This window comes from Methylorubrum sp. GM97 (genome assembly GCF_024347855.1).
GTDB classification, from domain to species: Bacteria; Pseudomonadota; Alphaproteobacteria; order Rhizobiales; family Beijerinckiaceae; genus Methylobacterium; species Methylobacterium extorquens.
On record NZ_AP025942.1, the window covers coordinates 1,679,930 to 1,705,713 of the forward strand.

At 68.9% G+C, this 25,784-nt stretch carries 26 protein-coding genes, 1 pseudogene and 1 riboswitch; of the genes and pseudogenes, 12 read left to right on the forward strand and 15 right to left on the reverse strand.

Annotation, left to right across the window (positions count from 1 at the left end; all coding sequences use genetic code 11):
• The first annotated feature begins 147 nt into the window (after positions 1–147).
• Entirely contained in the window at positions 148–3,900 is a 3,753-nt protein-coding gene (gene metH, locus MSPGM_RS07865; protein WP_261926248.1) for a methionine synthase, read from the forward strand.
• A 143-nt stretch (positions 3,901–4,043) separates the two neighbouring features.
• Positions 4,044–4,259: a hypothetical protein gene (locus MSPGM_RS07870; RefSeq protein WP_003601077.1), complete on the forward strand. Its 216-nt coding sequence runs from the start codon at positions 4,044–4,046 to the stop codon at positions 4,257–4,259.
• 11 nt (positions 4,260–4,270) lie between these two features.
• Here the strand turns inward: MSPGM_RS07870 and MSPGM_RS25480 are convergent, their stop codons facing one another.
• Positions 4,271–4,414, reverse strand: coding sequence for a hypothetical protein (locus tag MSPGM_RS25480; RefSeq protein ID WP_410007704.1), 144 nt, complete (start codon positions 4,412–4,414; stop codon positions 4,271–4,273).
• Between the two features lie 90 nt (positions 4,415–4,504).
• Positions 4,505–5,017, reverse strand: a pseudogene (locus tag MSPGM_RS25485) (hypothetical protein); the annotation flags it as partial.
• Between the two features lie 661 nt (positions 5,018–5,678).
• Here MSPGM_RS25485 and MSPGM_RS07880 point away from each other — a divergent pair.
• Positions 5,679–6,731, forward strand: a complete 1,053-nt coding sequence (locus MSPGM_RS07880) for a polysaccharide deacetylase family protein (RefSeq protein WP_209688632.1) — start codon at positions 5,679–5,681, stop codon at positions 6,729–6,731.
• A gap of 12 nt (positions 6,732–6,743) precedes the next feature.
• Here the strand turns inward: MSPGM_RS07880 and MSPGM_RS07885 are convergent, their stop codons facing one another.
• The gene (locus MSPGM_RS07885) at positions 6,744–7,181 is read right to left on the reverse strand and encodes a hypothetical protein (protein WP_003601070.1); all 438 of its coding nucleotides are present in this window, start codon (positions 7,179–7,181) and stop codon (positions 6,744–6,746) included.
• A gap of 135 nt (positions 7,182–7,316) precedes the next feature.
• A complete protein-coding gene (locus MSPGM_RS07890; protein ID WP_003601068.1) occupies positions 7,317–7,523 on the reverse strand; it encodes a DUF2842 domain-containing protein in 207 nt (68 codons plus the stop codon).
• A 329-nt stretch (positions 7,524–7,852) separates the two neighbouring features.
• Here MSPGM_RS07890 and MSPGM_RS07895 point away from each other — a divergent pair, with 329 nt between their 5' ends.
• Together MSPGM_RS07895 and trhA are read left to right on the forward strand one after the other, a co-directional pair.
• On the forward strand, positions 7,853–9,001 hold the full coding sequence (locus tag MSPGM_RS07895) for a COX15/CtaA family protein (protein WP_003601066.1): 1,149 nt from the start codon (positions 7,853–7,855) through the stop codon (positions 8,999–9,001).
• A 282-nt stretch (positions 9,002–9,283) separates the two neighbouring features.
• Positions 9,284–9,964, forward strand: coding sequence for a PAQR family membrane homeostasis protein TrhA (gene trhA / locus MSPGM_RS07900; RefSeq protein WP_003601064.1), 681 nt, complete (start codon positions 9,284–9,286; stop codon positions 9,962–9,964).
• A 121-nt stretch (positions 9,965–10,085) separates the two neighbouring features.
• On the opposite strand, the gene MSPGM_RS07905 is transcribed toward trhA, so the two are convergent.
• A complete protein-coding gene (locus tag MSPGM_RS07905; RefSeq protein ID WP_003601063.1) occupies positions 10,086–10,349 on the reverse strand; it encodes a hypothetical protein in 264 nt (87 codons plus the stop codon).
• A gap of 258 nt (positions 10,350–10,607) precedes the next feature.
• Positions 10,608–10,712: riboswitch (TPP riboswitch) on the forward strand.
• Between the two features lie 74 nt (positions 10,713–10,786).
• Here MSPGM_RS07905 and thiC point away from each other — a divergent pair.
• Positions 10,787–12,679, forward strand: a complete 1,893-nt coding sequence (thiC, locus tag MSPGM_RS07910; RefSeq protein ID WP_003601061.1) for a phosphomethylpyrimidine synthase ThiC — start codon at positions 10,787–10,789, stop codon at positions 12,677–12,679.
• A 216-nt stretch (positions 12,680–12,895) separates the two neighbouring features.
• Entirely contained in the window at positions 12,896–13,243 is a 348-nt protein-coding gene (locus tag MSPGM_RS07915; protein ID WP_003601059.1) for a flagellar protein FlaG, read from the forward strand.
• A gap of 176 nt (positions 13,244–13,419) precedes the next feature.
• Here the strand turns inward: MSPGM_RS07915 and flaF are convergent, their stop codons facing one another.
• A complete protein-coding gene (gene flaF / locus MSPGM_RS07920; RefSeq protein WP_003601057.1) occupies positions 13,420–13,794 on the reverse strand; it encodes a flagellar biosynthesis regulator FlaF in 375 nt (124 codons plus the stop codon).
• Positions 13,795–13,971: 177 nt separating this feature from the next.
• Here flaF and MSPGM_RS07925 point away from each other — a divergent pair, with 177 nt between their 5' ends.
• Positions 13,972–14,211, forward strand: coding sequence for a hypothetical protein (locus tag MSPGM_RS07925; protein WP_012752517.1), 240 nt, complete (start codon positions 13,972–13,974; stop codon positions 14,209–14,211).
• Positions 14,212–14,335: 124 nt separating this feature from the next.
• Here MSPGM_RS07925 and MSPGM_RS07930 read toward each other — a convergent pair whose 3' ends face one another.
• The 7 genes from MSPGM_RS07930 to MSPGM_RS07960 all read right to left on the reverse strand — a co-directional run bounded on the left by MSPGM_RS07930 (position 14,336) and on the right by MSPGM_RS07960 (position 18,792).
• Positions 14,336–14,581 carry a hypothetical protein gene (locus MSPGM_RS07930; protein ID WP_131473076.1) on the reverse strand — a complete coding sequence of 82 codons (246 nt, stop codon included), beginning with the start codon at positions 14,579–14,581 and terminating at the stop codon, positions 14,336–14,338.
• A gap of 79 nt (positions 14,582–14,660) precedes the next feature.
• Positions 14,661–14,987 carry a hypothetical protein gene (locus MSPGM_RS07935; protein ID WP_003601051.1) on the reverse strand — a complete coding sequence of 109 codons (327 nt, stop codon included), beginning with the start codon at positions 14,985–14,987 and terminating at the stop codon, positions 14,661–14,663.
• A 235-nt stretch (positions 14,988–15,222) separates the two neighbouring features.
• Positions 15,223–15,792 (reverse strand): metallophosphoesterase family protein, encoded by a 570-nt coding sequence (locus tag MSPGM_RS07940; RefSeq protein WP_003601050.1) that lies wholly within the window; start codon positions 15,790–15,792, stop codon positions 15,223–15,225.
• Positions 15,793–15,849: 57 nt separating this feature from the next.
• Positions 15,850–16,950, reverse strand: coding sequence for an energy transducer TonB (locus MSPGM_RS07945; RefSeq protein ID WP_012752519.1), 1,101 nt, complete (start codon positions 16,948–16,950; stop codon positions 15,850–15,852).
• A gap of 40 nt (positions 16,951–16,990) precedes the next feature.
• Positions 16,991–17,452: a protein TolR gene (tolR, locus tag MSPGM_RS07950; RefSeq protein ID WP_003602685.1), complete on the reverse strand. Its 462-nt coding sequence runs from the start codon at positions 17,450–17,452 to the stop codon at positions 16,991–16,993.
• An 84-nt stretch (positions 17,453–17,536) separates the two neighbouring features.
• Positions 17,537–18,238, reverse strand: coding sequence for a MotA/TolQ/ExbB proton channel family protein (locus tag MSPGM_RS07955; protein WP_003602684.1), 702 nt, complete (start codon positions 18,236–18,238; stop codon positions 17,537–17,539).
• Positions 18,239–18,309: 71 nt separating this feature from the next.
• A complete protein-coding gene (locus MSPGM_RS07960) occupies positions 18,310–18,792 on the reverse strand; it encodes a hypothetical protein (protein ID WP_003602682.1) in 483 nt (160 codons plus the stop codon).
• Between the two features lie 568 nt (positions 18,793–19,360).
• On the opposite strand from MSPGM_RS07960, the gene MSPGM_RS07965 reads away from it, so the two are divergent.
• Together MSPGM_RS07965 and MSPGM_RS07970 are read left to right on the forward strand one after the other, a co-directional pair.
• Complete coding sequence (locus tag MSPGM_RS07965; RefSeq protein WP_003602681.1) at positions 19,361–19,792, forward strand: Hsp20 family protein; 432 nt, start codon at positions 19,361–19,363, stop codon at positions 19,790–19,792.
• Between the two features lie 173 nt (positions 19,793–19,965).
• The gene (locus MSPGM_RS07970) at positions 19,966–20,247 is read left to right on the forward strand and encodes a DUF1150 family protein (RefSeq protein WP_003602679.1); all 282 of its coding nucleotides are present in this window, start codon (positions 19,966–19,968) and stop codon (positions 20,245–20,247) included.
• A 30-nt stretch (positions 20,248–20,277) separates the two neighbouring features.
• Here MSPGM_RS07970 and MSPGM_RS07975 read toward each other — a convergent pair whose 3' ends face one another.
• Positions 20,278–21,063, reverse strand: coding sequence for an alpha/beta hydrolase (locus MSPGM_RS07975; protein ID WP_003602677.1), 786 nt, complete (start codon positions 21,061–21,063; stop codon positions 20,278–20,280).
• 125 nt (positions 21,064–21,188) lie between these two features.
• Between MSPGM_RS07975 and MSPGM_RS07980 the strand changes: the two genes are divergently transcribed.
• Positions 21,189–22,418 carry a glycosyltransferase family 4 protein gene (locus tag MSPGM_RS07980; protein WP_003602675.1) on the forward strand — a complete coding sequence of 410 codons (1,230 nt, stop codon included), beginning with the start codon at positions 21,189–21,191 and terminating at the stop codon, positions 22,416–22,418.
• Positions 22,419–22,594: 176 nt separating this feature from the next.
• Positions 22,595–23,116: a translation initiation factor IF-3 gene (gene infC / locus MSPGM_RS07985; RefSeq protein WP_003602674.1), complete on the forward strand. Its 522-nt coding sequence runs from the start codon at positions 22,595–22,597 to the stop codon at positions 23,114–23,116.
• 192 nt (positions 23,117–23,308) lie between these two features.
• Here infC and MSPGM_RS07990 read toward each other — a convergent pair whose 3' ends face one another.
• Entirely contained in the window at positions 23,309–25,645 is a 2,337-nt protein-coding gene (locus MSPGM_RS07990; protein ID WP_003602672.1) for a glycogen debranching N-terminal domain-containing protein, read from the reverse strand.
• Positions 25,646–25,784 lie beyond the last annotated feature (139 nt).

The following is a 25,784-nucleotide window of genomic DNA, read 5'->3' on the forward strand; positions in this document are numbered from 1 at the left end:
TCGCAGCGAAGGAAGGGGCTGGGAGCGATCGCGTTTTCTGGAGGCCTCCGAGGCCTCCGCTTCGCTCCGGCACCTCAAGCTGAGGTGGGTTGATGCGGCCGACACTTTCGGCCATCGCCGTCCCGGAACATCCCAGGATCGTCCGACATGACCGCTTTCCCCCCCGTCGACGGCACCGAGATCGAGCGCGCCCTGCGCCAGCGCGCGTCGGAAAAGATCCTCGTCCTCGACGGGGCAATGGGCACGGTGATCCAGCGGCTCAAATACACGGAAGAGGATTTCCGGGGTGAGCGCTTCAAGGATCAAAGCCACGATCAGAAGGGCAACAACGACCTCCTGATCCTGACGCAGCCCGACGCGATCCGGCAGATCCACCTCGACTACTTCCTCGCCGGCGCCGACGTCTGCGAGACGAACACGTTTTCCGGCACCACGATCGCCCAGGCCGATTACGGCATGGAATCGATCATCCACGAGCTGAACGCCGAAGGCGCCCGCCTCGCCCGCGAGGCCGCCAAGCTGGCCGAAGAACAGGACGGCCGCCGCCGCTTCGTCGCCGGCGCCATCGGCCCGACCAACCGCACGCTGTCGATCTCGCCCGACGTGAACAATCCCGGCTACCGCGCCGTGACCTTCGATGGGGTGAAGCAGGCCTATGTCGAGCAGGTGCGCGGCCTCATCGACGGCGGCGCCGAACTCATCCTGATCGAGACGATCTTCGACACGCTCAACGCCAAGGCGGCGATCGCCGCCGCGTGGCAGGTGTTCGACGAGACCGGCATCCGCCTGCCGATCCAGATCTCCGGCACCATCACCGATCTCTCCGGCCGCACCCTGTCGGGCCAGACGCCGGCGGCGTTCTGGAATTCGCTGCGCCATTCGAGCCCGCTCACCTTCGGCCTCAACTGCGCGCTCGGCGCCAAGGAGATGCGCGGCCACATCGCCGAACTGTCGCGCATCTGCGACACGCTGGTCTGTGCCTATCCGAATGCCGGCCTGCCCAACGAGTTCGGTCTCTACGACGAGAGCCCGGAAGCCATGGGCAAGCTCGTGGGCGAGTTCGCCGCCTCGGGCCTCGTCAACATGGTCGGCGGCTGCTGCGGCACGACACCGGACCACATCCGCGCCATCGCCGAGGCCGTGGCCGACAAGAAGCCGCGCGAGATCCCCGAGATCCCGCGCCTGATGCGCCTGTCCGGCCTCGAGCCCTTCGTGCTGACGAAGGAGATTCCCTTCGTGAACGTGGGCGAGCGCACCAACGTCACCGGCTCGGCCAAATTCCGCAAGCTCATCACCAACAACGATTACGCCGCCGCGCTCGATGTCGCTCGCGATCAGGTCGCGGCCGGCGCCCAGGTCATCGACGTCAACATGGATGAGGGCCTGCTCGACAGCGAGAAGGCGATGGTCGAGTTCCTCAACCTCGTCGCCGCCGAGCCCGACATCGCCCGCGTGCCGGTGATGGTCGATTCCTCGAAGTTCGAGGTGATCGAGGCCGGCCTGAAATGCATCCAGGGCAAGCCGATCGTGAACTCGATCTCCATGAAGGAGGGCGAGGCGAAGTTCATCGAGGCCGCCAAGATCTGCCGCTCCTACGGCGCGGCGGTGGTCGTCATGGCCTTCGACGAGCAGGGCCAGGCCGATTCCTACGAGCGCAAGGTCGAGATCTGCACCAAGGCCTACAAGATCCTCACCGAGCAGGTCGGCTTCCCGCCCGAGGACATCATCTTCGACCCGAACATCTTTGCTGTCGCCACGGGTATCGAAGAGCATAACCCCTACGGCGTCGCCTTCATCGAGGCGACCCGCACGATCCGCGAGACCCTGCCCCACGCCCACATCTCCGGCGGCGTCTCGAACCTGTCCTTCGCCTTCCGCGGCAACGAGCCGGTGCGCGAGGCGATGCACGCGGTGTTCCTGTTCCACTGCATCAAGGCCGGCATGGATATGGGCATCGTCAATGCCGGCCAGTTGGCCGTCTACGACGAGATCCCGGCCGAACTGCGCGAACTGTGCGAGGACGTGGTCCTCAACCGCCGCGAGGACTCGACCGAGCGCCTGCTGGAGGCCGCCGAGCGCTTCAAGACCGGCGCCTCGGCCCAGGCCAAGACCGCCGACCTGACGTGGCGCGAGGCGCCCGTCGCCAAGCGCATCGAGCACGCGCTGGTCAACGGCATCACCGAGTACATCGTCGCCGACACCGAGGAGGCACGCAAAGAGGCCGCGCGTCCGCTCCACGTCATCGAAGGCCCGCTGATGGCCGGCATGAACGTGGTCGGCGACCTGTTCGGCTCGGGCAAGATGTTCCTGCCGCAGGTGGTGAAGTCCGCCCGCGTGATGAAGCAGGCGGTGGCCTATCTCGAACCCTTCATGGAGGAGGAGAAGCGGGCCAATGGCGGCGACGGCAAGCGCCAGGCCGCCGGCAAGGTGCTGATGGCCACCGTGAAGGGCGACGTCCACGACATCGGCAAGAACATCGTCGGCGTGGTTCTGGCCTGCAACAATTACGAGATCATCGATCTCGGCGTGATGGTGCCGGCGGCCAAGATCCTCGAGACGGCCAAGCGCGAGAACGTCGACATCGTCGGCCTGTCGGGCCTCATCACCCCCTCGCTCGACGAGATGGTGCATGTCGCCGCCGAGATGGAGCGCGAGGGCATGGAAATGCCGCTGCTGATCGGCGGCGCCACCACCAGCCGCGTCCACACCGCGGTGAAGATCCACCCGGCCTACGCCAAGGGTCAGGCGGTCTACGTCACCGATGCGAGCCGCGCGGTCGGCGTGGTGTCGAGCCTGATCTCGAAGGAGACCCGCGGGGCCACCGTGGAGAAGGTGCGCGCCGAATACGCCAAGGTCGCCGACGCCCATCGCCGCTCCGAGGCCGACAAACAGCGCCTGCCGCTCGCCAAGGCGCGGGCGAACGCTTTCAAAGTGGATTGGTCGGCCTACAAGCCGGCCAAGCCCAGCTTCACCGGCACCCGCGTCTACGGTTCCTACGAGGTGGCGGACCTCGTCCCCTACATCGACTGGACGCCGTTCCTGCAGACCTACGAGTTCAAGGGCCGCTACCCCGCGATCCTCGACGATCCCGAGCAGGGCCCGGCGGCGCGTGCGCTGTTCGAGGACGCGCAGGTGATGCTCAAGCAGATCGTGGAGGAGCGCTGGTTCAACCCGAAGGCGGTGATCGGCTTCTGGCCGGCCAACAGCGTCGGCGACGACATCCGGCTCTTCACCGGCGAGAGCCGGCAGGAGACGCTCGCGACCTTCCACGGCCTGCGCCAGCAGCTCTCGAAGCGCGACGGGCGCGCCAACACCTGCATCTCCGACTTCGTGGCGCCGGCCGAGACCGGCATCGCGGACTATGTCGGCGCCTTCGTGGTGACGGCGGGCCTGGAGGAGGTGCGCATCGCCGAGCGCTTCGAGCGGGCCAACGACGATTACCGCTCGATCCTCGTGAAGGCGCTCGCCGACCGCATCGCCGAGGCCTTCGCCGAGCGGATGCACGAGCGCGTCCGCAAGGAGTTCTGGGGCTATGCGCCGGACGAGGCTTACGCCCCCGAGGAGCTGGTCTCGGAAAAGTACGACGGCATCCGGCCCGCGCCGGGCTACCCGGCCCAGCCCGACCATACGGAAAAGGTGCAGTTGTTCGATCTGCTCAAGGCGGAGAGCCGCATCGGCGTGAAGCTCACCGAGTCCTACGCCATGTGGCCGGGCTCCTCGGTCTCGGGCCTCTACCTCGCCCATCCCGACGCCCATTACTTCGGCGTCGCCAAGGTGGAGCGGGATCAGGTCGAGGACTACGCCCTGCGCAAGGGCATGGATGTGAGCGAGGTCGAGCGCTGGCTCGGGCCGATCCTCAACTACGACCCGGTCCGCTACCTCAAGGCCGCGGCCGAGTAGTCACGCCGAATAGGTCACAGGTGGCGCGGGATCGCACAGCAACGCTCCCGCGCCGCGACTTTTTCCTTGCCGAGGGGCGGTGGGGCGCGGCACGCCTGCCGTTACGACCCGCGGGGCTGACCCGCCTTCGACAGGAAGTCCCGATGCGCCCCACGCTGCTCGTCCTCGCCGCCGCACTCCTCGCCTGCGGGCTGTCGGCCTGCAACAGCACCGATTCGGGCGGTCCCGGCCTGGCCTCGGCCTTCGAGACCAGCAATTACCGGCACTCCTCCGACACCAACGGCACCCAGACCCGCCGGGACGTGAACCGCGCCTACACGCAGCCCTCGCTGCCCACCATCGCCAACCGCGGCTTCTGAGCCTTCTCGGCTCAGGGCCGCAGACGCCGACGCAGGCTCTGGGTCGCCGCCCAGAGCCGCGTCGAGCGCTTGATCCGGTGCTTGAGCCGCACCGCGAGCCGTGAGGCGAGCACGAGCCCATGGCTCGCCGGGCTCACCGGCACGGTCTGCTCCACGAGTTCGATGGTCTCGTCGCAGGTCTTGGCCTTGTAGCCCGCCTCGCCGACGCCGAGGTCGAGCGCCCGGCGGCCCCGCGCGGCCTGATGGCCGACCAGCCGGTGCAGCAGGATCTCGCCGGGGCTGAACCGGCCGAGTTCGGGGTCAGTGTCGAAGGACGTCCACATCCCGCAGAAGCGGGCGCCGTCCACCGCGCCGCCGAAGGTCGCCAGGATGCGACCGCTCTCGCTCGCCACCAGGGCGTGAACCTCGATCGCCGCGGCGCCGCCATCCGCGTCCGGGCCGTCGCGGTGGCGATGAAGCGGCGGATGTCGGCCTCCGCGTAGGGGTCGGCGATGCCGAGATCGGCGAAGCGCGCGGCCTTCTGCGCGTAGAACGCCGCCTGGATCTCGGCGGCCGCCTCCGGCGTCTCGGCGACGCGGTGCTCGACGGCGCCTAAAAACTCCACGAGCTTGCGCTCCTTGGCCCGCAGCTTCTTGCGGGTGTCGCCGCTGAACACCCGGCGCAGGGTGGCCTCGGCGTCGGGGCCGAGCAGCATGCCGTAGGCGTCGCTCGGCGCCGGCAGACCGCCTCCGGCCAGCGGGTTCGGGGTGCCGTCCCAGACGCGCGGCTGGTTGCGGAGCGCGAAGGCGTCAATGCCCGCCGCGCGGCCGGCCCGGATCAGGGCTTCGGTCAGATCCTCGGCCGGCATCGCCGCCGCCTCGCGGGAGGCGAAGAGCGGCATGTGGAAGTTGGCGTGCCGGTCGCCGACCACCCGCGCGACCCGCAACGGACCGCGGCGCCCGACCGTGAGCGGGATCAGCACCCGCGCGCGTCCATGCGCGTCGCGGAGCACGAGAATGCGCGTCGCCTCACCGGCATCGATCCCGGCGCCGAGATAGGCCGCCACCCAGTCGAAGCGCTGGTAGGGCGTCATCAGGACAGCCGGGTCGGCCTCCAGCCCCCGCCACAGCCCCTCGACCGCGGCGAGATCGGAGAACACCTCCGCGGTGAGGCCGCCATGGCCCCGCAGGCCCGCCCGCACGGGGCGCCCCAGATCTTCGGCGAGAGCCGCCATTCCCACATCCCCCATTGCGGGCGCCCGTCACGGCCAGGACGGGCAGCCACGCACAACCGCCTCCGGGCGATCCTGCCGGGTTCGTCCTCAAGCCTCGGTTGATGCGGGCGGCCGATCTGCGGGGATGGGTAACGAAAGCTTTTCGCGTCCGTCGCTAGGCTCAAGGCGATGCCGGGGCCGCCCGGTGCTTCGAGCCGAGACGGGCCATGCTCTCGCCCCGCACCCGACACCGCCTGTTCCGCGCCGGCTTTCGGGCGATCACCGCCACGGGCGCCGACCGCTGGCTCGCCCCCGCCACCCGCGGGCGCGGCGTGATCCTCACCTTCCACCATGTCCGCCCCGAGCCGGTGCCGGGCTTCGCCCCGAACGCCCTCTTGTCGATCACCCCCGCCTTCCTGGAGCGGACGCTGGCGCTGCTGGCCGCCCGCGGCTTCGACCTCATCGGCCTCGACCAAGTCCCCGAGCGGCTCGCGGCCCCGGAAAGCGGAAAACCCTTCGCGGTGCTGACCTTCGACGACGGCTACCGCGACAATGTCGAGCACGCCCAGCCCGTGCTGGCGCGGCACGGGGCGCCGTGGACGCTGTTCGTGACGAGTGACTTCGCCGAGGGGCGCGGACGGCTGTGGTGGCTCGAACTGGAACGGGCCGTGGCCCGGCTCGACGCTGTGCGGCTCGACTCCGGCCTCGTCCTGCCGGCCCGCACGGATGCGGAGAAGACGGCCGCCTTTGAGACGGTCTATCGCGCCCTGCGCGCCGGCCCGGAGCCGGTCCTGCTCGATGAGATCGCCCGGTTATGCCGCGAGGCCGGGTTCGAGCCGGGCGGGCTCGCCCGCGAACACTGCCTGAGCTGGGGAGAACTGCGCGATCTCGCCTGCGACCCGGTCGTCTGCATCGGCGCGCACACGCTCTCGCACCCGATGCTCGCCAAGCACGACGCCGCCTTCGCGGAGCGGGAAATGGCCGAGAGCCGCGCGCGGATCGAGGCGGAACTGGGCCGCCCCGTGCGCCACCTGTCCTATCCCGTCGGCGATCCGACTTCCGCCGGGACGCGGGAGTTTGAAACGGCAAAAAGACTCGGCTTTGCCACCGCGGTGACGACCCGGCCGGGCCATCTGTTCGCAGGGCACGCGGACCATGTCCACGCGCTGCCGCGGGTGTCGGTGAACGGGCTGCACCAGAGCGACGCGGCGCTGGCCAGTCTTCTCTCCGGCGTGCCGTTCCTGGCCTGGAACCGCGGGCAGCGGCTCAACGTGGCGTGAGCGGAGGCCGCCTCAGCGGCGCCGACGGCGCGAGCGCGACGAGCCGCCCTCCGACTCCCCTGCGCCGGCATCGGCGCTGCCGACATCGAAGCTGGCGCTGGCCCGGCCGCGGCGGCCGGAGCGCCGCCCCCGGCGCCGTGCCGGCTCGACATCGGGCTCCTCGATCGAGGGGATGCCGGGGATCGTCGCGGTCGAGGCGACCGAGGAGGTGCTGGAGGCGTCGTTGCCACTGACATAGCCGCCGCTCGCGACGTTCCGGGCGGGCGGGCCGAACATGGCGAGGCACTGGTTGTAGGCGAGGTCGTTCTTCAGCCGCTCACATTCCGCCATCGAACGCGGCGTGCCCTGCGCGGCCGCGGTTTCGGCGGCCATCGGTGCGGCGAGCATCAGCGAGGCGGCGAGGAGGTGCGGACGGAACGAAAGCGCGGGGCGGCGCGAGGAGGGGCGCATGGGCGGCTGGCGACCTTCGGAGACGAACCTTGAGCGTAGGACGTCCCGCCTTCTCGCCAGGGAGTGCGGCGAAAAAAGGGGCCGCTGGCGTTCAACCGTGTCCGAAAGCCGGCGGCCACCGTTCGGAACGATGCGCTAATTGTCCGGCCGGTCCATCCAGCGGATCAGCGGCATCAGCGGGAAGATCCAGGCGATGCCGAGGATCGAGTAGATCACCGTCTGCACCGCCGGATGGGTTTCCGAGATGCGGCTGTCGGCGAGCGCCATGGCAAGCGGCGCGTAGACGATCACGAAGGCCAGGATACCGAAGGTTCCGAGCAGGGTGCGCGTGCGGCGGCGCATGGGCCTGGATCTCTCGCGTTCGTGGGTGAGCGCCCGGCGGGCGCCGGAACGGGTCGTACCGGTCCTGCTCGCGCGCTGCAACGCGGCAAGCCTGCGTCATGGGGCAATTGCTCGAAGCCGCGGATTGCGGCTTCGCGACGCGAAGAGCGTCGCGCGGAGCGGAAGCCTAAGCCCGCGGAGGCGGGCGCCGGCGTCTGAGGCCGGCATGAAGAAGGAGGATCGCCTCGTGCGATTCCCCTGCCTGCGCCATAGGCCGCGTTGCGCGCGGGGTCCCGCTTCCCGTAAGCCACCCCGAACGTTCCCGGCTGCCGGACCTGACGCGCGAGACCATGAGACTGTCGACCCATCCGACCCTCGACCGCTTCGACGCCGTCCCGGCGGCCTCCTACCGCCCCGGGCACGGCGCGGTGCGCGCGTGGCTCTATCTGCTCGCCGTGCTCGTCGTGGCGATGGTTGCCGTCGGCGGCGCGACGCGGCTCACCGGTTCGGGCCTCTCGATCACCGAGTGGCGGCCCGTGACCGGCGTGGTGCCGCCGCTCGACGCCGCCGACTGGGTGGTGGAGTTCGACAAGTACCGCGACACGCCGCAGTACCGCATCCTCAACCAGGGCATCGGGCTCGACGGCTTCAAGACGCTCTACTGGTGGGAATGGGGGCATCGCCTGCTCGGGCGGATCGTCGGCCTCGTGTTCTTCCTGCCGTTTGCGTGGTTCTGGGCCCGCGGCATGCTCGGGCGTCGCCTTCTCACCGGCCTCCTCGGCCTCGGCCTGCTCGGCGGGCTTCAGGGCGCGATCGGCTGGATCATGGTGGCCTCGGGCCTCCAGCCCGGCATGACGGCGGTGGCGCCGCTCAAACTCGCCCTGCACCTCACCACCGCGAGCCTGATCCTCGCCGGCCTCGTCTGGCTCGCCGCCGGCACCCGCCCTCGGGCGCTCGCTCCGGCGCCCGAACCGGTACGGGTCGTCGCCGGCCTGTTGCCGGCCCTCGTCCTGGTTCAGATCTGGCTCGGCGGGCTCGTGGCCGGCTCGAAGGCGGGCCTCCTCTACAACACTTGGCCGGACATGGACGGCGTTCTCGTGCCGCCGGCCCGGGTGCTGTTCGACAAGGTGCCCTTCATCGAGAACTTCATCGACAACCTCGCTTTGGTGCAGTTCAACCACCGCCTCTTCGCCTATCTCGTCGTGGTGGTGGCCATCGCCCACGCGATCCAGGCCGCCCGTACGGCGTCCGGCAGCGCCGCGGCGGGCCGGGCGATGGGCGTGGCGGCGCTGGCAACGGCACAGATGGGTCTCGGCATCGCGACCCTCCTGCTGCATGTGCCGCTTTGGGCCGGGCTCGCGCATCAGGTCTTCGCCATGGCGGTGCTGATCATGGCGACCGTCCATGCTCGTCTCGCCCGCGGCGTGCCCGCCGCCGCCGCGCCCACGGGGGCGGAGGTGCCGATCGGGCTGGAGGCGCTCGCCGGCCGCGGCGCCTGAGCCGGCTCTGCGCCCTGCGACCGGTTTGGCGCGAAACCTGCCTCGCGGCCGAGGCAGGTTCATGAAACCGTCGCGATGGGCTTCGATGCTTGCGGGAAGGCTCGGAAGGGAGCCTTGGCCGACTGCGCCGCAGCATAGAAATCGGCTTACCCCGAGGCGCAAAAGGTGGGTTCCAGTCGTCGTCGCAACAATTTCGGTGGAAGACCGTGCCCTCGGTAGTCCGGCGATGGAACGACTCGGCGCTCTATAGAATTAAATACCTCGCCAACACAGGAGCAGAGGATGTTTCTGGCCGAGGACGGACGCCCGCTTGCGCTGACATGGAACTACACGCCCAGTGAGTTGCGGGCGGACGGTGTAGTCCATATCGCAGGCATCGCCCTCGGGTTTCTCGGCGCGATCTGCTTGGTCGTGACGGCGGCCCTCAACCATCTCGGGTGGATCGAACGGGCCTCTCTGCTGGTCTACGCCACCGCGTTGCTGGCGATGCTCGGCGCATCCGCTGCCTACAACATGTGGCCGGTGGGACCGCGCAAGTGGATCCTGCGCCGTTTCGACCATGCCTTCATCTATCTGATGATCGCCGGCACCTACACGCCGGTGGTGGCGCTGGTCGGCTCCGGCCCCGTCGCCTGGACGCTGCTCGCCCTGATCTGGACGGTCGCGCTCACCGGCATCGCCATCAAGATCCTGATGCCCGGCCGCTGGGACCGCGTCTCGATCGTGCTCTACCTGATGCTCGGCTGGAGCGGCGTTCTCGCCTACGAGTCGGTGATCTCGGGGCTCACCCCGTCCGCGCTGTGGCTCCTCGCCATCGGCGGCCTGCTCTACTCGGGCGGCGTGGTCTTCCACGTCTGGCGCAGCCTGCCGTTCCAGAACGCGATCTGGCACGCCTTCGTGCTGGCCGCGACTGCCTGCCATTACGGAACGATCATGGCGAGCGTGCTGCACGTCGGGGCGTGAGCGTTCTCGCCTGTCTCATCATTGGGCCGCGAAGCCGCCGACACGCGCCAGGACGATGCCGCGCGTGATCTGGGAATAGAAAACGTGGGAGACCGGGCTGGACGCCGGAGGCGCCTGATCCTCAGGCCGGCTCGGAGATGCTGCTGCCTTCGCCCAGGGTGTCGGAGGCGCGCTCGACTGCGCTGATCGCATCGAGCAGGTGCTGCACGCTGCGCTCCACCTCGATCCGCGGCCGGTCCATGACGGCGGCCCGCGCCACCAGCCCTTCGAGCTGATCGAGCACGTCCAGGAGGTCGCCTGCGACAGCCGCCACGTCGCAGCCGGCGCGGGCCGGCGTGGCGGGGGCAGGAGGGCGGCGGAAAGGGATGACCGTGCTCATCGCCATCGTGTGTCGCGAAAAGGCGGGCGCATGGCCACCCGCAGACCGGGCGTCATCCACACCCAAGCCGCAGCGCGGGGTCGCCAAAGGAGGCTTCCTGGCTCAATTGGTGAGTTTTTCGTCGAAACCGTGTCTCGAATCCCCGGCAAACGGTCAAGCTTTTCCGCCGTGACACCGGGCGGCTTCCGAAACGGAAAAATCTTTCCTCCGAATCGGGCCGCTCCGGCGATGGATTGACAAGGATCGCGTCGAAGCAGAGGTTGGAATCGTTCCGAGGGGGGCCCCGTATGGGGCTGAGAGTGGGCATGCGCCCTGACCCTTGAACCTGATCCGGCTCGTACCGGCGGAGGGACGGGAACCAGTGGCCGCTGCTCACAGGCAGCATCGGTCAGCCGCACCATCGTCGGGACCACGGGTCGCCTCCCCTTTCAGGAGCGACAGCGATGAACGCACCCGTCCGTCCCAAAGATCTTCCCAACAACAATCCCGCCAGCGTGACCACCGGCCCCGTGCAGGGCTCGCGCAAGGTCTATGCGGAGGCGCCCGGCCGCCCCGACATCCGCGTGCCCTATCGGGAGATCGCCCTCTCCGACCCGAAGGAGGAGCCGGTGCGGGTCTACGACCCGTCGGGCCCCTACACCGAGACCGATGCGGCCATCGACCTCGAGAAGGGTCTGGCCGCGGTCCGCGAGCCGTGGATCGTCGGGCGCGGCTACGCCGCCGTGAAGCCGCGCGAGGTGAAGCCGGAGGACAACGGATTCGCGGCTGCCGACAAGCTCGTGGCGCCGTGCCCGGCCGAGCGGACGATCCGCCGGGCGGAGCCGGGGCAGCTGGTGACGCAGTACGAGTTCGCCCGCGCCGGGATCATCACCGAAGAGATGATCTACGTGGCGCATCGCGAGAACGCCTGTCGTGCGCAGATGCTGGAGCGGGCGGAAGCCGCGCTCGCCGACGGCGACAGCTTCGGCGCGGCGGTGCCGCCCTTCATCACGCCCGAATTCGTCCGCGACGAGGTGGCCCGCGGCCGCGCGATCATCCCGGCCAACATCAACCACCTCGAACTCGAGCCGATGGCGATCGGGCGCAATTTTTTGGTGAAAATCAACGCCAATATCGGCAACTCGGCGGTGACGTCTTCCGCGGCTGAGGAAGTCGAAAAACTGGTCTGGTCGATCCGCTGGGGCGCGGACACGGTCATGGACCTCTCGACGGGCCGCAACATCCACAACATCCGCTCGTGGATCGTGCGCAACTCGCCCGTCCCGATCGGCACCGTGCCGATCTATCAGGCGCTGGAAAAGGTCGGCGGCGACCCGCTGAAGCTCGATTGGGAGGTGTTCAAGGACACGCTCATCGAGCAGGCCGAGCAGGGCATCGACTACTTCACGATCCATGCCGGCGTGCGGCTGGCCCATGTGCCGCTCACCGCGCGGCGCACCACCGGCATCGTGTCGCGCGGCGGCTCGATCATGGCGCGCTGGTGCCTCGCCGGGCACCGCGAATCGTTCCTCTACGAGCGGTTCGACGAGATCTGTGACATCATGCGGGCCTACGACGTGTCGTTCTCGCTCGGCGACGGCCTGCGTCCCGGCTCGATCGCGGATGCCAACGACGCGGCCCAGTTCGCCGAGCTGGAGACCCTGGGTGAGCTCACCAAGATCGCCTGGGACAAGGGCTGCCAGACCATGATCGAGGGCCCCGGCCACGTGCCGATGCACAAGATCAAGGTCAACATGGAGAAGCAGCTGCGGGAATGCGGCGAGGCGCCGTTCTACACGCTTGGCCCGCTGACCACCGACATCGCCCCGGGCTACGACCACATCACCTCGGGCATCGGCGCCGCGATGATCGGCTGGTTCGGCACGGCGATGCTCTGCTACGTCACGCCGAAGGAGCATCTCGGCCTGCCGAACCGCGACGACGTGAAGACCGGCGTCATCACCTACAAGATCGCCGCGCACGCCGCCGATCTCGCCAAGGGTCACCCCGCCGCGCAGCTCCGCGACGACGCCCTCAGCCGCGCCCGGTTCGACTTCCGCTGGGAGGACCAGTTCAACCTCTCGCTGGATCCCGACACGGCGCGCGCCTACCACGACGAGACCCTGCCGAAGGACGCGCACAAGGTCGCCCATTTCTGCTCGATGTGCGGCCCGAAATTCTGCTCGATGAAGATCACGCAGGATCTGCGCGCCGACGTGCTCGCCATGGAGGAGGCCGGCATCGTCATCGGCCAAGCCCAGCCGATGAGCGACGCCGAGCGCCAAGCCGGCATGGCGGCCAAGTCGCAGGAGTTCCTGGAAGAGGGCGGCAAGCTCTACGTCGACGCGGCGGAGTAAGCCGCGCGTGAAATGCGGGATGGCCGTCCGGCGGACGGCCATCCTCGCAGAACCGATCGGGTGACGCGAATTCGCGAAAACTCTTCAGGTTATCTTTACGGATCGGTGAGGCTGGCGGCCGTTCCCGGGGGACAACCGGCGGCCTTTAAGACTCCGGTAGCGACGCGCGCAATCTCCTGAGGTCCGGCCTCGCGCCGGAACCGAAGGAATGCAGCCATGGACCCGATCAGGGCCGCGGCCTCGACGCCGCCCGTCTCAACAGCCCCCATCACCCCCATCCGGCCGGTTGGGGAAACCGTTCGCGACGAGGCGCCCGCCTCCCGCGTGCTCGACCCCGCGGTCACCGTCGCGGTGAGCCCCGAGAGCACGGAAGCGAAACCGTCTGAGCCGGATCGGCGGGCCTATATCCGCGATGCGGAGAGCCAGAGCCTCGTTTTCCGGGTCACCGATCCGCAGACCGGCGACGTGGTGATGCAGATCCCCGACGAAGTGATCCTCAAGGCGCGGGCCTACGCGCGGGAAGCCGCGCCGTTTCTCGGCGAGCGCGTCGCCAAGACGGCCTAACCAGCCGCCCAGTGACATCGCCCGTCCGACGCCCTCCGACGCGACAGAACGCTCGGAGGTGCGGGCACCCGCGCGCCGCGACATCCTCCGGCGAATGACGCCCGGACAGCACGTCGCCGCCGAAGGCGACGCGATTCGGCGGCTCTGATTCGATTCGGCGTGCGGTCAGCCGGCATTTACGCCCCCGGCCCGGCGTCGCCCTGAAGCCCCGCGGCGATGTGGTTGTTGAGCGAGACCAGGGACTCGATTTTCTGCGCCGTCGGCTCGATCATCGTGTCCAGGATCGTATGGAACACGTAGGCCGAAAGCTGCGCCATGCTGGTGCGGACCTCGACGGGGAGCGGGCTGCTCGGCTCGGTCGCTGCGGAGGCCAGGATCGTCCAGACGCGCTGGTTGAACGTCAGCGCGTCGTTGAGAGCCGGCCCCGCCTCGACCTGTGAACCGAGGGACTGGAGACGGCCGGCGGCCTTCAGCAGAACGGCCGCCTCGGCTTCTCGAGGGGAGAGCGCCACGCGCGAAGCCTTCGCATAGGCATTGGCCGCGTACTGCATTGTTGGTGTTCTCCCTGCGCCGCCCTCGGCCGATCGCAGGCGAATCAATGCATCGTTTTTGTTAAAAGCCGGTATGCGAGCAATCTGCCCCATTGGCGCCCCGAAAGCGGGCGAGTGCTTCGGCGTGGCGGCCGTTGAGGCCAGTCCGTGCCGCATCGGGTCCGGAACCCGTTTCAGATGACGAACTTCTTTCTCGGATTGATGGCCGGCTGCATCATCGCCGGCGTCGTCACCATCACCGCTGCACGGCACCCGGCGGTCCAAGTGCGGCTCGGCCTCGTGCCGCCCGCTCAGGCGGCGGTCGTCGTCGCACCCCGCCCCGAGACGCCCCGCTGCCCGGTGCCGAAGACGGCGAACCAAGTCGGCAATCCGGAGATGCTGTTCTCGCGTAGCCGCCTCTGGTCGGTCGCTCCCTGAGGCGGGCCTCAACTCCTCGAGACAGACCTCACGAAACCTGGGCGTTCGCTTCGCTGGGCGCGATGGCGTGTTTCACGCGAGCGCCGCGCAGTCCTGACGCCGCTCTCACCGGGCGGAAGCGGTGTCAGACGCTGCTGCTGAGCAGGAACATCACCATCGTCGTGGCAACGGTGCTGCCGAGGAAGCCGAACAGGGCCGCGGCGAACGAGGGGCCGGTCCGCGTTTCGGCGGTGGGCTGACGGAGGGCGTTGTCGGTGGCGATCATGGCAAGACCCTGAAAAGGAGGAGAGGAGTTTTCCGGCGCGAAGCGATCGGTTTCGTTGCGATAGACCTGCGCTTCACGGTGACGCTTGGCGGTGCGGGACCACACGCCGGCCCGCGGACGGATCCGGCTTTTGCAGCATCGAGTTACAGGCAGCTTCGACCCGCGGGGCGCGGGTCAGCCCCGGTCAGTCGCAGCGGTTGACCTGCTTGGCAGCGCGCAGGGACCGGAGTTCGCTGCGCAGATCGATCGAGACGATGTCCGCCCCGCAATCCTCGAAGGCGTCCTGCGCCTCGTGGTAGCGGTCGCCGATCTCGTCGAGGGTGTCGCAAACCCGGTCGTGATTACCGAGCCGCGCTTCCTGGCGGGCCTGATAGCGCAGCGCGCTGGCTTCCTGGATCTTGCGGCGGCCGTCGAGACAGCCGGGGGCCGCGAGCGCGGAGGAAACGAGAGAGACGCCGACGAGGGAGGCCGCAAGGCCGGCGAAAACGGTGTGTCGCATGAGGTGACGCATGGGGCAGACCGAAGCTGTTCGACAGAAGTCGTGAAAAGGTTAAGGGGCGCTCAACATGCAGACGTCTCAGTGTCTTCACTGATCCTGCCGCGACGTTGCCGTCCGTCTTAGCTTCTGAACGGTGACGCTAAGCCGATGGTTCCGAAACTCGCCTGCGGGATCTGCCAAGATTCTTGCAGGCTTCCTCGACGATTCTTGGTGGAACATTCGGCGCACTGGGATTCGATCGATACCCCTATCCCTCGGCGGCCTCCTTGCGACCGAGATCCGGCCCGGCACGGTTTCGGCGCGCCGTCTCCGACACACGCCCCCGCCGAGAGACGAGAATCTGGTCGAGGGTCACCGGCGCTAAGCCCTGCGCATCGACGCCGACATCGTATTGTCGCGGGATCGGCTTGAGCCGGCCGTGGGAATGGCCGTGCAGGTTGATCGCGCCGCGGCCGAGGCCGTTCCAGGTCCGGAAGGCGTAGTGACATAGCACGAGGCGGCGGCCCTCGACCTCGGTCTCCGCGTAATGCGCCACCGAGGTCCAGCCGGGCGCCGAGAGGGTGGCGGGGCCGTCGTTGTTGCCGACGATGAGATGCTTGTGGCCGTTGAGCGCGCCGAGCAGGGCCGCGATGCGCTCCGGGGGAGGGCCGAGGGCGAAGTCGCCAAGATGCCAGACGGTGTCGTCCGGCCCGACGACGGCGTTCCAGGTCTCGACCAGGGCCGCGTCATGGGCCGGCAGATCCGGAAAGGGGCGCCGGTCGATCCGCAGGATCCGGGGGTCGCCGAAATGCGTGTCGCTCGTGAAGAAGATGGTCATCCGCCGCACTGTCCGGTGTGAGCGGGACAACGCGGCGGACGGGAGAACGATGCCAGCTTAACGTCCCGGGCTGAAGCGCAGCGGCACGGTGACGGCGAGGCTCGGCTGCGTCACCCCGGCGGGGGCGGGCGGCAGGCCGCCGCGCACCGCCGCGAGCGCGGCGCTGTCGATGGCGCCGACCCCGCTGCTGCCGGTCACGGCCGCACCGCTCACCGCGCCGGAGCGGCTCACGGTGAAGCGCACCGTCGCGACGCCGCCGCTGGTGCCGGCCGCGGCCTCGCGGTTCATCCGGCCGCGGATCGTCGCGGCGATGGAGCCCTTCCAGGCGGCCATGGCGTTGGGATCGCTGGCCGCGGCGGCCGTACCCGTCGCGCTCTGACGCGAGGTGGCGGCGGAGTTGCGCTGCGCATTGCCCGCCTGCGCGGCCTGGGCACGCCGGGCGGCATCGCGCTCCGCCTTCGCCTTGGCAGCCTTGATCCGCGCTTCCTTCTGCGCCTCCTCGCGCTTCTTCTCGAGGATCTCCTGGCGGCGTGCCTCGCGCTCGGCCTCGCGCTTCTTCTCCAGCGCGGCCTTGCGGCGCTCCTCGATCTTGGGATCGGGCTTGGGCCGCTCCGGCACCTTCGCCACCACGGGCGGGGGTGGCGCCAGCGGCTCCGCCTCCTGCGCCTCGGAGGCGATGATCTGCTCCTCGGGCGGCGGGGGCAGCGTGTCGGGCGGAACCTCCGTAACGGCTTCCGGCGGCGGAGGCGGCGGCTGCACCTCCTCCGGCATCACCTCCGTCATCTCGGGGGGAGGCGGGGGCTTCACCTCGTCCGGGGTCTCGACCGGCTCGGCCGTCTCCGGCTCGCCCTCGGGCTTGGCCTCCTCGGGGATCGCCTCGGACTGCGCCGTCTGGGCGGGGGCCTGCGTCTCGGCCTCCGCCATCTGCGGCGCGAGATCGATGGTGATCTCCTGCTCGCCCGGGGGCGCGGGCGGTGTCAGATGCAGGTAGGTGATGCCGATCAGCCCCGCGGCGTGTAGGGCGAGGGCCAGGGCGAAGGCGGCCGCGAGGCGCCCCTGGCCGCCTCCCTCGGACGGGCCCGAGGGTAACCCCTGCCCAGCGTAAGCGGGCACGGGAGCCGGCATCGGGGCAGATGTCGGGGCCTGCATCGGCGGCATGGGGGCGGCCTTCGGAGCTGGCTTGGGAGCGGCCATCGGCTTAACGGGGCGTCCCTGCGGCCGGCGCGCCACCCGCCGATTGGGCAATCAGCGAGACCTTGGTGAAGCCCGCCTGACCGACGAGGCCCATCACTTCCATGATCCGGCCGTAGGGCACCTCCCGGTCGCCGCGCACGAGCACGACCTGATCCGGGTTCTCCGCCCTGAGCTGCTTCAGGCGCGGCAGGATCGTCTCCGGCGTGAAGCCGTCCTTGGCGATGAACGGATTGCCGTCCTTGTCGATGGAGACTTCGAGCGGCTTCTGCGACTGCGCCACTTTCGCGGCGGTCGTCTTCGGCAATTGCACCGGCACGCCCGTCGTCATCAGCGGCGCGGCCACCATGAAGATGATCAGCAGCACCAGCATCACGTCGACCATCGGCGTGACGTTGATCTCGGACATCGGCGTGGCGTCGAGGCCGTCCTCGTCGTCGCTCGCCGAACGCGCGGTTCCCATGGCCATGGCTTCGCCCTTCCGGGTGTCGGCGGCCGCCCGCCGAGCTGAGGCGGGCGCCGCGAAGGTTTCAGGGGTCGGCGAAGAAGCGGATTACTCGGCCGCCGCGGCCCGGGCGTGGGGGCCGCGGTCACGGGCGAGGCGGTTGCCGAGCACCGAGATGCAGGAGACGAAGCTCGACTGGATGCGGGCGACGTCACCGGAGAGCTTGTTGTAGGCCATCACCGCCGGGATCGCGACGACGAGGCCGATGGCGGTGGCGAACAGCGCCTCCGCGATGCCCGGCGCCACCACCGCGAGGCTGGTGTCCTGGCTCTTCGCGATCGACGAGAACGAGTTCATGATGCCCCAGACCGTGCCGAACAGGCCGACGAAGGGGGCGGTGGAGCCGGAGGTCGCTAGCAGCGGCAGCCCGCCCTGGAGACGCTTCACCTCCAGGCTAAGCGCGCCCTTCATCGCCCGCTCGATCCGTTCACGGCGCTCGGCCCGGCTCTCGCTCGGATCCTGGTCGCGCCACGCGTCGAGCCCCGCCTTGACCACGTGGCCGGCGATGCCCTTCTGCCCGGTATCGATGGTGCCCTCCGAGCGGACCATCGCGTCGAAGGCCTTGGCCTGCCGCTTGGCGGCGGAGAGGCGCACGATCTTCTCGAAGACGACGGTCCAGCAGGCGAGCGAGGCCACCACGAGGAGAATCATCACGCTTTTGACGATCGGGTCGGCCTGAAGGAACAGACCGATGAACGACATGTCGTGGGCTGCAGCGACCGCCTCGGCGGGCACGGACGTCGGATCCATGTGTGACTCCTCGTGGCTCCAATAGGCGTCCGTCGCACCCGGTCGAACCGGTGGGACGGCCGTGGCCGGCCTCAGCGATCGAAGGCGGCCGATGTCTTGGTGGCGGGCTCGATCCGCTCCAGGCAGGTCTCGCGGGTGGCGTCACCGCCCTCGCAGGCGAGCACGTCGTTGAGCAGAAGGCGGCCGATTTTCGGGCAGGCTAGGCCGGCGAAATCGAAGAGCCGCACCACGGTCTTCTTCTCTTGGACCGGACCCAACTCGACGGCGAGGCGCTTCTGGGCAACGCCCTCGGTGTCGAAGGCGAACAGATCGACCTTGAGCGACTTCAGCGCGGGCCCGCGGCTGTTGTCGACGAGCATGTAGGTGCGGCAGGCCTCGCCCGCGGGCTCGAGCCGGTTCAGTTCGATCTTCAGGGGAGGGGCGTCCGATTTGGCCGGCGGGGTTGCATCCTGTGCCATCGCGGCGGGGATCGCGGTGATCAGCGCTGCGGCGAGGGCGGCACCCGCGAGGAGGCGTCCCCCGATCCCGCCGCGTCCCGGCCCTGCATCGCTCATTCCCCAGCCTTCCTGAATCACGACGATCTCATCTCCCCAATCTCGCGCCGCCCCGGAGATCCGGAGCGGGCCGCTTGACCCGAAGGCCGAAGGACTGCCGCTGTCCCGCCGACATTCGCTTCGCCATGGTTTCGACGGTGCCGAGAGGCGCCGTCGTCCGGGGCGAGACCACCGTGACGCGATCTCCACCGCATGGCGATGTGCGGATACAGCAAAGGTCACGTCCGGCGCTCCTCACAGCACCGTGTACGTTTCCGGGCGTGCCTATCCGACAAGCAGGGTACCGATCAAGGTTTGCAAAGAATTTCAGAGCAATTCCAAACTATTGGAGAAGGCAGGCAAGCGAACTGGGATTTCTCATTTGTCCCGGCGTAATTGCCGATTTGTCCCGAATTGCCGTTCTCCGCGCTTCGCTGCCCGCATGGCCGACCACCCTTGATCGGCATCCGCCCGCTTTCCATATCCCGTCTCAAGAGCGCTGCCGCGAGGCGGGCTCGAGACCGCAAGGTGCCGCCAAGGGCTCGACGCCGTTCGATCCCCCAGGGCCTTGCCGGAGGTTTGAGCGACGATGACGCGGCCGTCCCCGTTCGGGTACCCATTCCTGCTCGGCTTCGACGAGATCGAGCAGGCACTCGATCGTGTCTCGAAGGCCGCTAGCGACGGATATCCGCCCTACAACATCGAACGTGTCACCCGCAGCGAACGCGAGCCCGAACGCTTGCGTATCACGCTCGCGGTGGCCGGCTTTACGCAGGATCAGCTCGACGTCTCCTTGGAGGAGAATCAACTGGTCGTGCGGGGGCGGCAGGTCGACGACAAGTCCCGTCACTACCTGCACCGCGGCATCGCGGCGCGGCAGTTTCAGCGGGCCTTCCTCCTTGCCGATGGCATGGAGGTTTTGGGCGCGGAGCTGTCGAACGGGCTTCTGGCGATCGATCTCGCACGGCCGGAGCCGGAGCGCATCGTGCGCAAGATCGCGATCGCCGCCAAGGATCCGTGATCCTGAACGGCGATTCTGACCTGCGCAGCCTACGGATGATGTGACTGAGCCGCGTCGATGCATCGCAGGCTGCGTCGCCCGTCTCTCGGGCCTCCACCCCATCCCGGATTTGTCGCTGCCGATGTGCAGGACCATATCCGGTTCAACGCTCTGCCTCGGAAGGAGGGCATTCCATGACCACGGCCACAACCGACCTGACCATCGACACGACCGCCAACCCCGCCATCGACCCGGCGGAGTTCGCCGCACTCGGCGAGGGGCACATCGCCTATGTCCGCCCGATCCGTTCGGACGAGGTGCGCAGCCTGTTCCCGCAGGCCCCGGAGATGACCCCCGGACTCGACCTGTTCGCCCTGCTCTCCGCGAGCGGCGCGCCGATCCTGCTCACGGATTCCCGCGAGGTCGCCGTGGCGAACGCCATGGCCCACCAGCTCTTCCCGGTGAGCCTGCACTAGAGCCGTCTCCCCGCCGCTCGGCGGGGCGCATCAGGCCATCGCCGCAACCGTGCGCACGAGGAGGTCGATATCCTCGGGCCGCGACAGGCGGTGGTCGCCATCCTTGATCAGCGTCAGCCGCGTACCCTGCGCGGGCAGGCGCTCCAGAATCCGCAGGGCATGCGGATAGGGCACGTCCGGATCGGCCATGCCCTGAAGGATGTGCACCGGGCAGCCCGGCTCCAAGTTTGCGTCCAGCAGCAGGTGGCGCCGCCCGTCCTCGATCAGCGCCATGCGGATCGGGTCGGGCTTCGGGGCATAGGGCGTCTCCCGATACCACACGCCGTCGCGCTCCAGGGTCTGCCGGACCTCGGGCGGGAAGGCGTCCCAAATCAACGCCTCGGTGAAGTCGAGGGCGGGTGCGATCAGCACCATTCCGCCGAGATCCGCGCCGCGCCGCGCCCGCTCGCGGGCGACGAGGCAGGCGATCCAGCCGCCCATGGAGGAGCCGACGAGGATCGGCCGCTCGTTGGCGTAGCGGTCGATGACGGCGCAGGCGTCCGCGAGCCAGTCGGAGATGGTGCCGTCCTCGAAGCGCCCCTCCGACTCGCCGTGGCCGGAATAGTCGAACCGCACCATGCGTCGGGCGTTCTGCGCAGCCCAGGCGTCGAGGGCGGCGGCCTTCGTCGCCCGCATGTCAGAGCGGAAGCCGCCGAGCCAGACCACGGGCGGTCCCTGGCCTTCGCGGACCCGCACCGCCAGCCGGCGCGGGGAGGGGCCTTCGATATCGAGCGTCACGAGGGGCAATTCGCCCGGCGAAGTCTCCGGATCGCTCACTGGCGCGGAAATCCTGTGATTCTGAAACAACTCGGCGACGCTTCGTTTACCGAACCGTAAAGCCGCGGGGACAATCCTTACCTCATGACCCAATCCCAAGCGACCGTCCCAGCACGGGTGACGCGATGAACGGAGGCAGCCTGTCCGGCGGCCCGGTGCAGTTGTCCGAGGCTTCGCCGTTGGCGGGCGTCACGGTGCTGCAGATCATCCCGGCCCTGGAGGCAGGGGGCGCCGAGCGCACCACCGTCGACGTCGCGGCCGCCCTCGCCGAGGCCGGTGCGCGGCCACTGGTGGCCACGGAGGGCGGGCGGCTCGTCGGCGAGTTGCAGGCCAAGGGCGGGATCTGGGTGCCGTTCCCCGCCAACACCAAGAACCCGTTCGCCATGGCGCTCAACGTCGAGCGCCTCGCCCGGCTCTGCCGCCGCGAAAACGTGCAGATCCTGCACGCCCGCTCCCGCGCCCCGGCCTGGGTCGCGCTCGGCGCCGCGCGCCGGCTGAAGCTGCCCTTCGTGACGACCTATCACGGCAGCTATTCGGGCCGGACCAGCGTCAAGGTTCTGTACAATTCGGTGATGGCGCGGGGCGATGTCGTGATCGCCAACTCGCACTACACCGCCGACCTGATCCGCCGGACCCATCCCGACCAAGCCGGCGGCCGGATCAGCGTGATCCACCGCGGCACGGATCTGGCGGCGTTCACGCCCTCGGCGGTCGCGGCGGCACGGGTCGAAAGCCTGCGCCGGGCCTGGAACGTGGCACCGCACGAGCGGGTCGTGCTGCTCGCCGCCCGGCTCACCGCCTGGAAGGGCCAGCGGGTGCTGATCGAGGCCGCCGCCCGCCTGCGCGATCTCGGCCTCACCGACTTCGCCGTCGTGCTCGCGGGCGATCCGCAGGGACGCACCGCCTATGAGCGCGAACTCGACGCGCTGATCGAGACGCGCGGCCTGTCGGGCATCGTGCGCCGGGTGGGCCATTGCACCGACATGCCGGCGGCCTTCCGCGCAGCTTCCGTCGTCGCGGTCCCCTCAGTGGAGCCGGAAGCGTTCGGTCGCTCGGCGGTCGAGGCACAGGCGCTCGGCATTCCGGTGGTCGTCTCCGATCTCGGCGCCGTGCCCGAGACCGTGCTGGCGCCCCCCGATGTCGAGCCCGGCCAGCGCACCGGCTGGCGGGTGCCGCCCGGCGATGCCGCGGCTCTGGCCGAGGCGCTGAAGGACGCACTCTCCCTCGGCGCCAGCGCCCGCGACGGCCTCGCGCGCCGGGCGCAGGCCCATGTCGAGGCGAATTTCTCGCTCGATCGCATGATCGACGGCACCCTGAACGTCTACGCCGACCTTCTGAACCGAGCCAAAACGTGACAGGGTGAACCGAAATCAGTCCCGCGAGTTGACTCGGCAAGAAGATTTGCCAAGTTAGTGCCGTCCGGCAGCGCCGGATCAATCGGTGGCCGGGGCTCGCCAGACGCGGTGGCTCTCAGGCTGCCGTTTTGTCGTTGATACAGGAGAACTGAGCCATTCGCAGACCAATGAGAGCCATGCCGGCCCCGCAGAAGGACGGGCCGCGCGCAAACCGGGACATACGCGGCGTCCGCGACGTCCAGCTCATCGACCAGGATGGGCAGAACCGGGGTGTCGTGCCCTTCTTCGACGCGCTGGCCATGGCTGAGGAGGTCGGCCTCGACCTCGTCGAAATCGCGCCGAATTCGGTCCCTCCCGTCTGCAAGTTCCTCGATTACGGGCGCTTCCGCTTCAACGAACAGAAGAAGCAGAACGAGGCCCGCAAGAGGCAGAAGACGGTCGAGGTGAAGGAGATCAAGCTCCGTCCCGGCATCGACAAGCACGATTACGAAGTGAAGATGAAGGCCGTTCAGCGGTTCTTCGAGGAAGGCGACAAGGTCAAGGTCACCCTCCGCTTCCGCGGCCGCGAGATCGCCCACCAGGATATCGGCCTCCGGCTCTTGGAACGTGTGAAGCAGGAGACCCAGGAGATCGCGAAGGTCGAGAGCGAGCCGATGCTCGAAGGCCGCCAGATGATCATGATCCTGGCGCCGCGCTAACCGCCTCGGCCCCGGCCTCTCCGCGATCCCGCGGAACAGGCTCATCCGCAAATGCGCTGCTCCCTCGCGGGGGCGGCGCATTTTTCGTTTTGCGTCGGAGGATGAGGGCTCCGCGCGGCGGAGCGACTGGACGGGGCTTCAGAATGCCGACGGCCCCGGAAGGATGAGGCCGCCGGCAACGCGTAAAGAGACTTATTTCAGCATCGCGATCTGCACGTCGCCGACGCGCCGCGTCACCGACACCGTCACGTCGTTGCCGTGGCGGTGCAGGCGGATATCCGCCCGCGAGTCGCCGAGCTTGAGGTTGAACAGCTCCACCGCGTCGAGGAAGCGCGGCAGGATCGGATTGCGGAAGCGGATGCGGTTGCGGGCTTGGTCGATTTCGAGCCCGAGACAGGCGGCGAGGAAGGCGAAGGGCGCCGCCGCTGCCCAGGCCTGCGGCGAGCAGGCCACGGGATAGCTCACGGGCCCGCGTTGACGCCGCCGCATGAAGCCGCAGAACAGCTCCGGCAGGCGCTTCTGGTCGTAGTACAGGCTCGTGTCGAACATCCCCTCGAACACCAGCGCCGCCTCCTCCTTGAGGCCGTAGCGCGCGAGCCCGAGGGCGCAGATCGCGTTGTCGTGCGGCCAGATCGAGCCGTTGTGGTAGGACATCGGATTGTAGCGCGCCTCGCCCTTGGCGATGGTGCGGATGCCCCAGCCGTTGAACCCGTCGTTGGACAGAAGCTGCGCCGCGACGTGCGCGGCCCGCTTCGGCAGGGCGATGTCGGTGAACAGGGCGTGGCCGGTGTTGGAGGAGCGCACGGCGCATTGGCGCTTGGCGCCGTCGAGCGCGAGCGCGTAGGTGCCGATCTCCTCGCACCAGAACGCCTTGTCGAAGTTCTCGCGAAGGGTGTTGGCAGCGGCCGAGAGCCGGACCGAAAGGTCGTCCTCGCCGAGCATGCTCGCAAGCCGCGCCGCACCGCGCTTGGCGGCGTAGACGTAGCCCTGAACCTCGCACAGGGCGATCGGCCCCTTGGCCATGGCGCCGTCGGCATGGAAGATCGAATCGTGGCTGTCCTTCCAGCCCTGGTTAGCCAGCCCCTGCTCGGTCTCGCGGGCATATTCGACGAAGCCGTCGCCGTCGCGGTCGCCGTATGTGTCGATCCATTCCAGCGCCAGCTTGAGCTGCGGCCAGATCGCCCGGATCGTGTCGAGGTCGCCCGTCACCTCATGATATTGGGCCGCCAGCATCACGAAGAGCGGCGTGCCGTCGATGGTGCCGTAATAGTGCCGGAAGGGCACCTCGCCGAGCATCGCCATCTCGCCGCGGCGGGTCTCGTGGAGCACCTTGCCGGGCTGGGCGTCGGCGGCCGGATCGACTTCCTTGGCTTGCGTCGCCGCGAGGAAGCGCAGCACGCCCTTGCCGAAATTCGGGTCGATCCAGAGCGCCATCATCGCCGTGATGATGCCGTCGCGCCCGAACACCGTGGAGTACCAGGGGATGCCGGCGAAGGGGTAGATGCCCTCCTGCGTCCGGGTCGCCAGCATGTAGAGGTCGGCGGTCGCCCGGCAGAGGCCCTCGTTGAATTGATCGTTCGAGGAAATGATCGTGGTGATGCCGGCGGTGATCTGGCGCTGGTCGCGGCGGTTGTCGCGGTAGGCGCGAGCGAAGACGCGCCCCTCGCCCAGGGACCGGTCCGGCTGCTCGGCCAAGCTGCCCGCCGCCCGCGACAGGGCTGCGGCGGCGGATTCACCCGCCCGCTCGGGGCCCGGCGCGCTGGTATAGGCGCGGTGCGATTGGCACACGACGCGGATGAACAGCGAGGTGTTGGCTCCGGGCTCCAGTTCGACCACGAACTCGGCCTTGCCCGGCTCCAGCGTGTGCGGCTTCGGCCCGAAATGCAGCGAGGTGGTGCGCACCATCTCGTCGAGGCCGGCGTAGCGGAACTGCACCTCGGTCGCGCTGCGGCGCTCCACGGTCCGCTTGCCGCGGTTGGCCCGGTCCGAGCCGCGCACCTCGAACAGATCGCGGTAATCGGCGTCGAACGTCACGCCGATGCGCAGGCGGCGGCGGCGGGTATCGTAGTTGCGCAGGCCGATCCGGTCGTAGCAGGCGCCCTTGAACAGGAACTTGGTGCGCTCGATGGCGATCAGCTCGCGGGGAATCGCGGTCTCATCGCCGGCGTCGAGCCGGATGTCGGGGGTGGTGAGATCGACGCTGAGCGCCCCGTTGTCGTCTTGGATCGCCGAGGACAGCATCATCGGCCGCTCATCCTCGATCGTCAGCGCGAGGCGCGAGAGGTAGCGCGTGTCCTGGAAGTAGAGGCCCTCCGGCCCCGGAACCCAGCCGATGTCGCCGTAGCTGTCGAGCACGGCGAAAGCCTCGCCGTATTTGAGGGCGCGTAAGGGGCGGTCCACCAGGGAGGCCTGCGCCTCGATATGATACTGCGGCAGGTTCTCGTCGGCGTCGAGGAAGCCGAACCGCGAGGTCGTCTGTCCCTCGGAGCCGTCGGCGTGGAAATGGGCTGCGTCGTCCTGTGCCGCCATGCGAAGCGCCTTTTTGCCGTTGATCCGATGCGAGCGAGGTGACCCTCGCAAATCGAAGGCCGCCGATCGCCTCGTAGCGACCGGCGGCCCTGTCGGACCCATTCAGTTAGGCGCTCTGCCGGCCCCGGCGAGGGCCGGG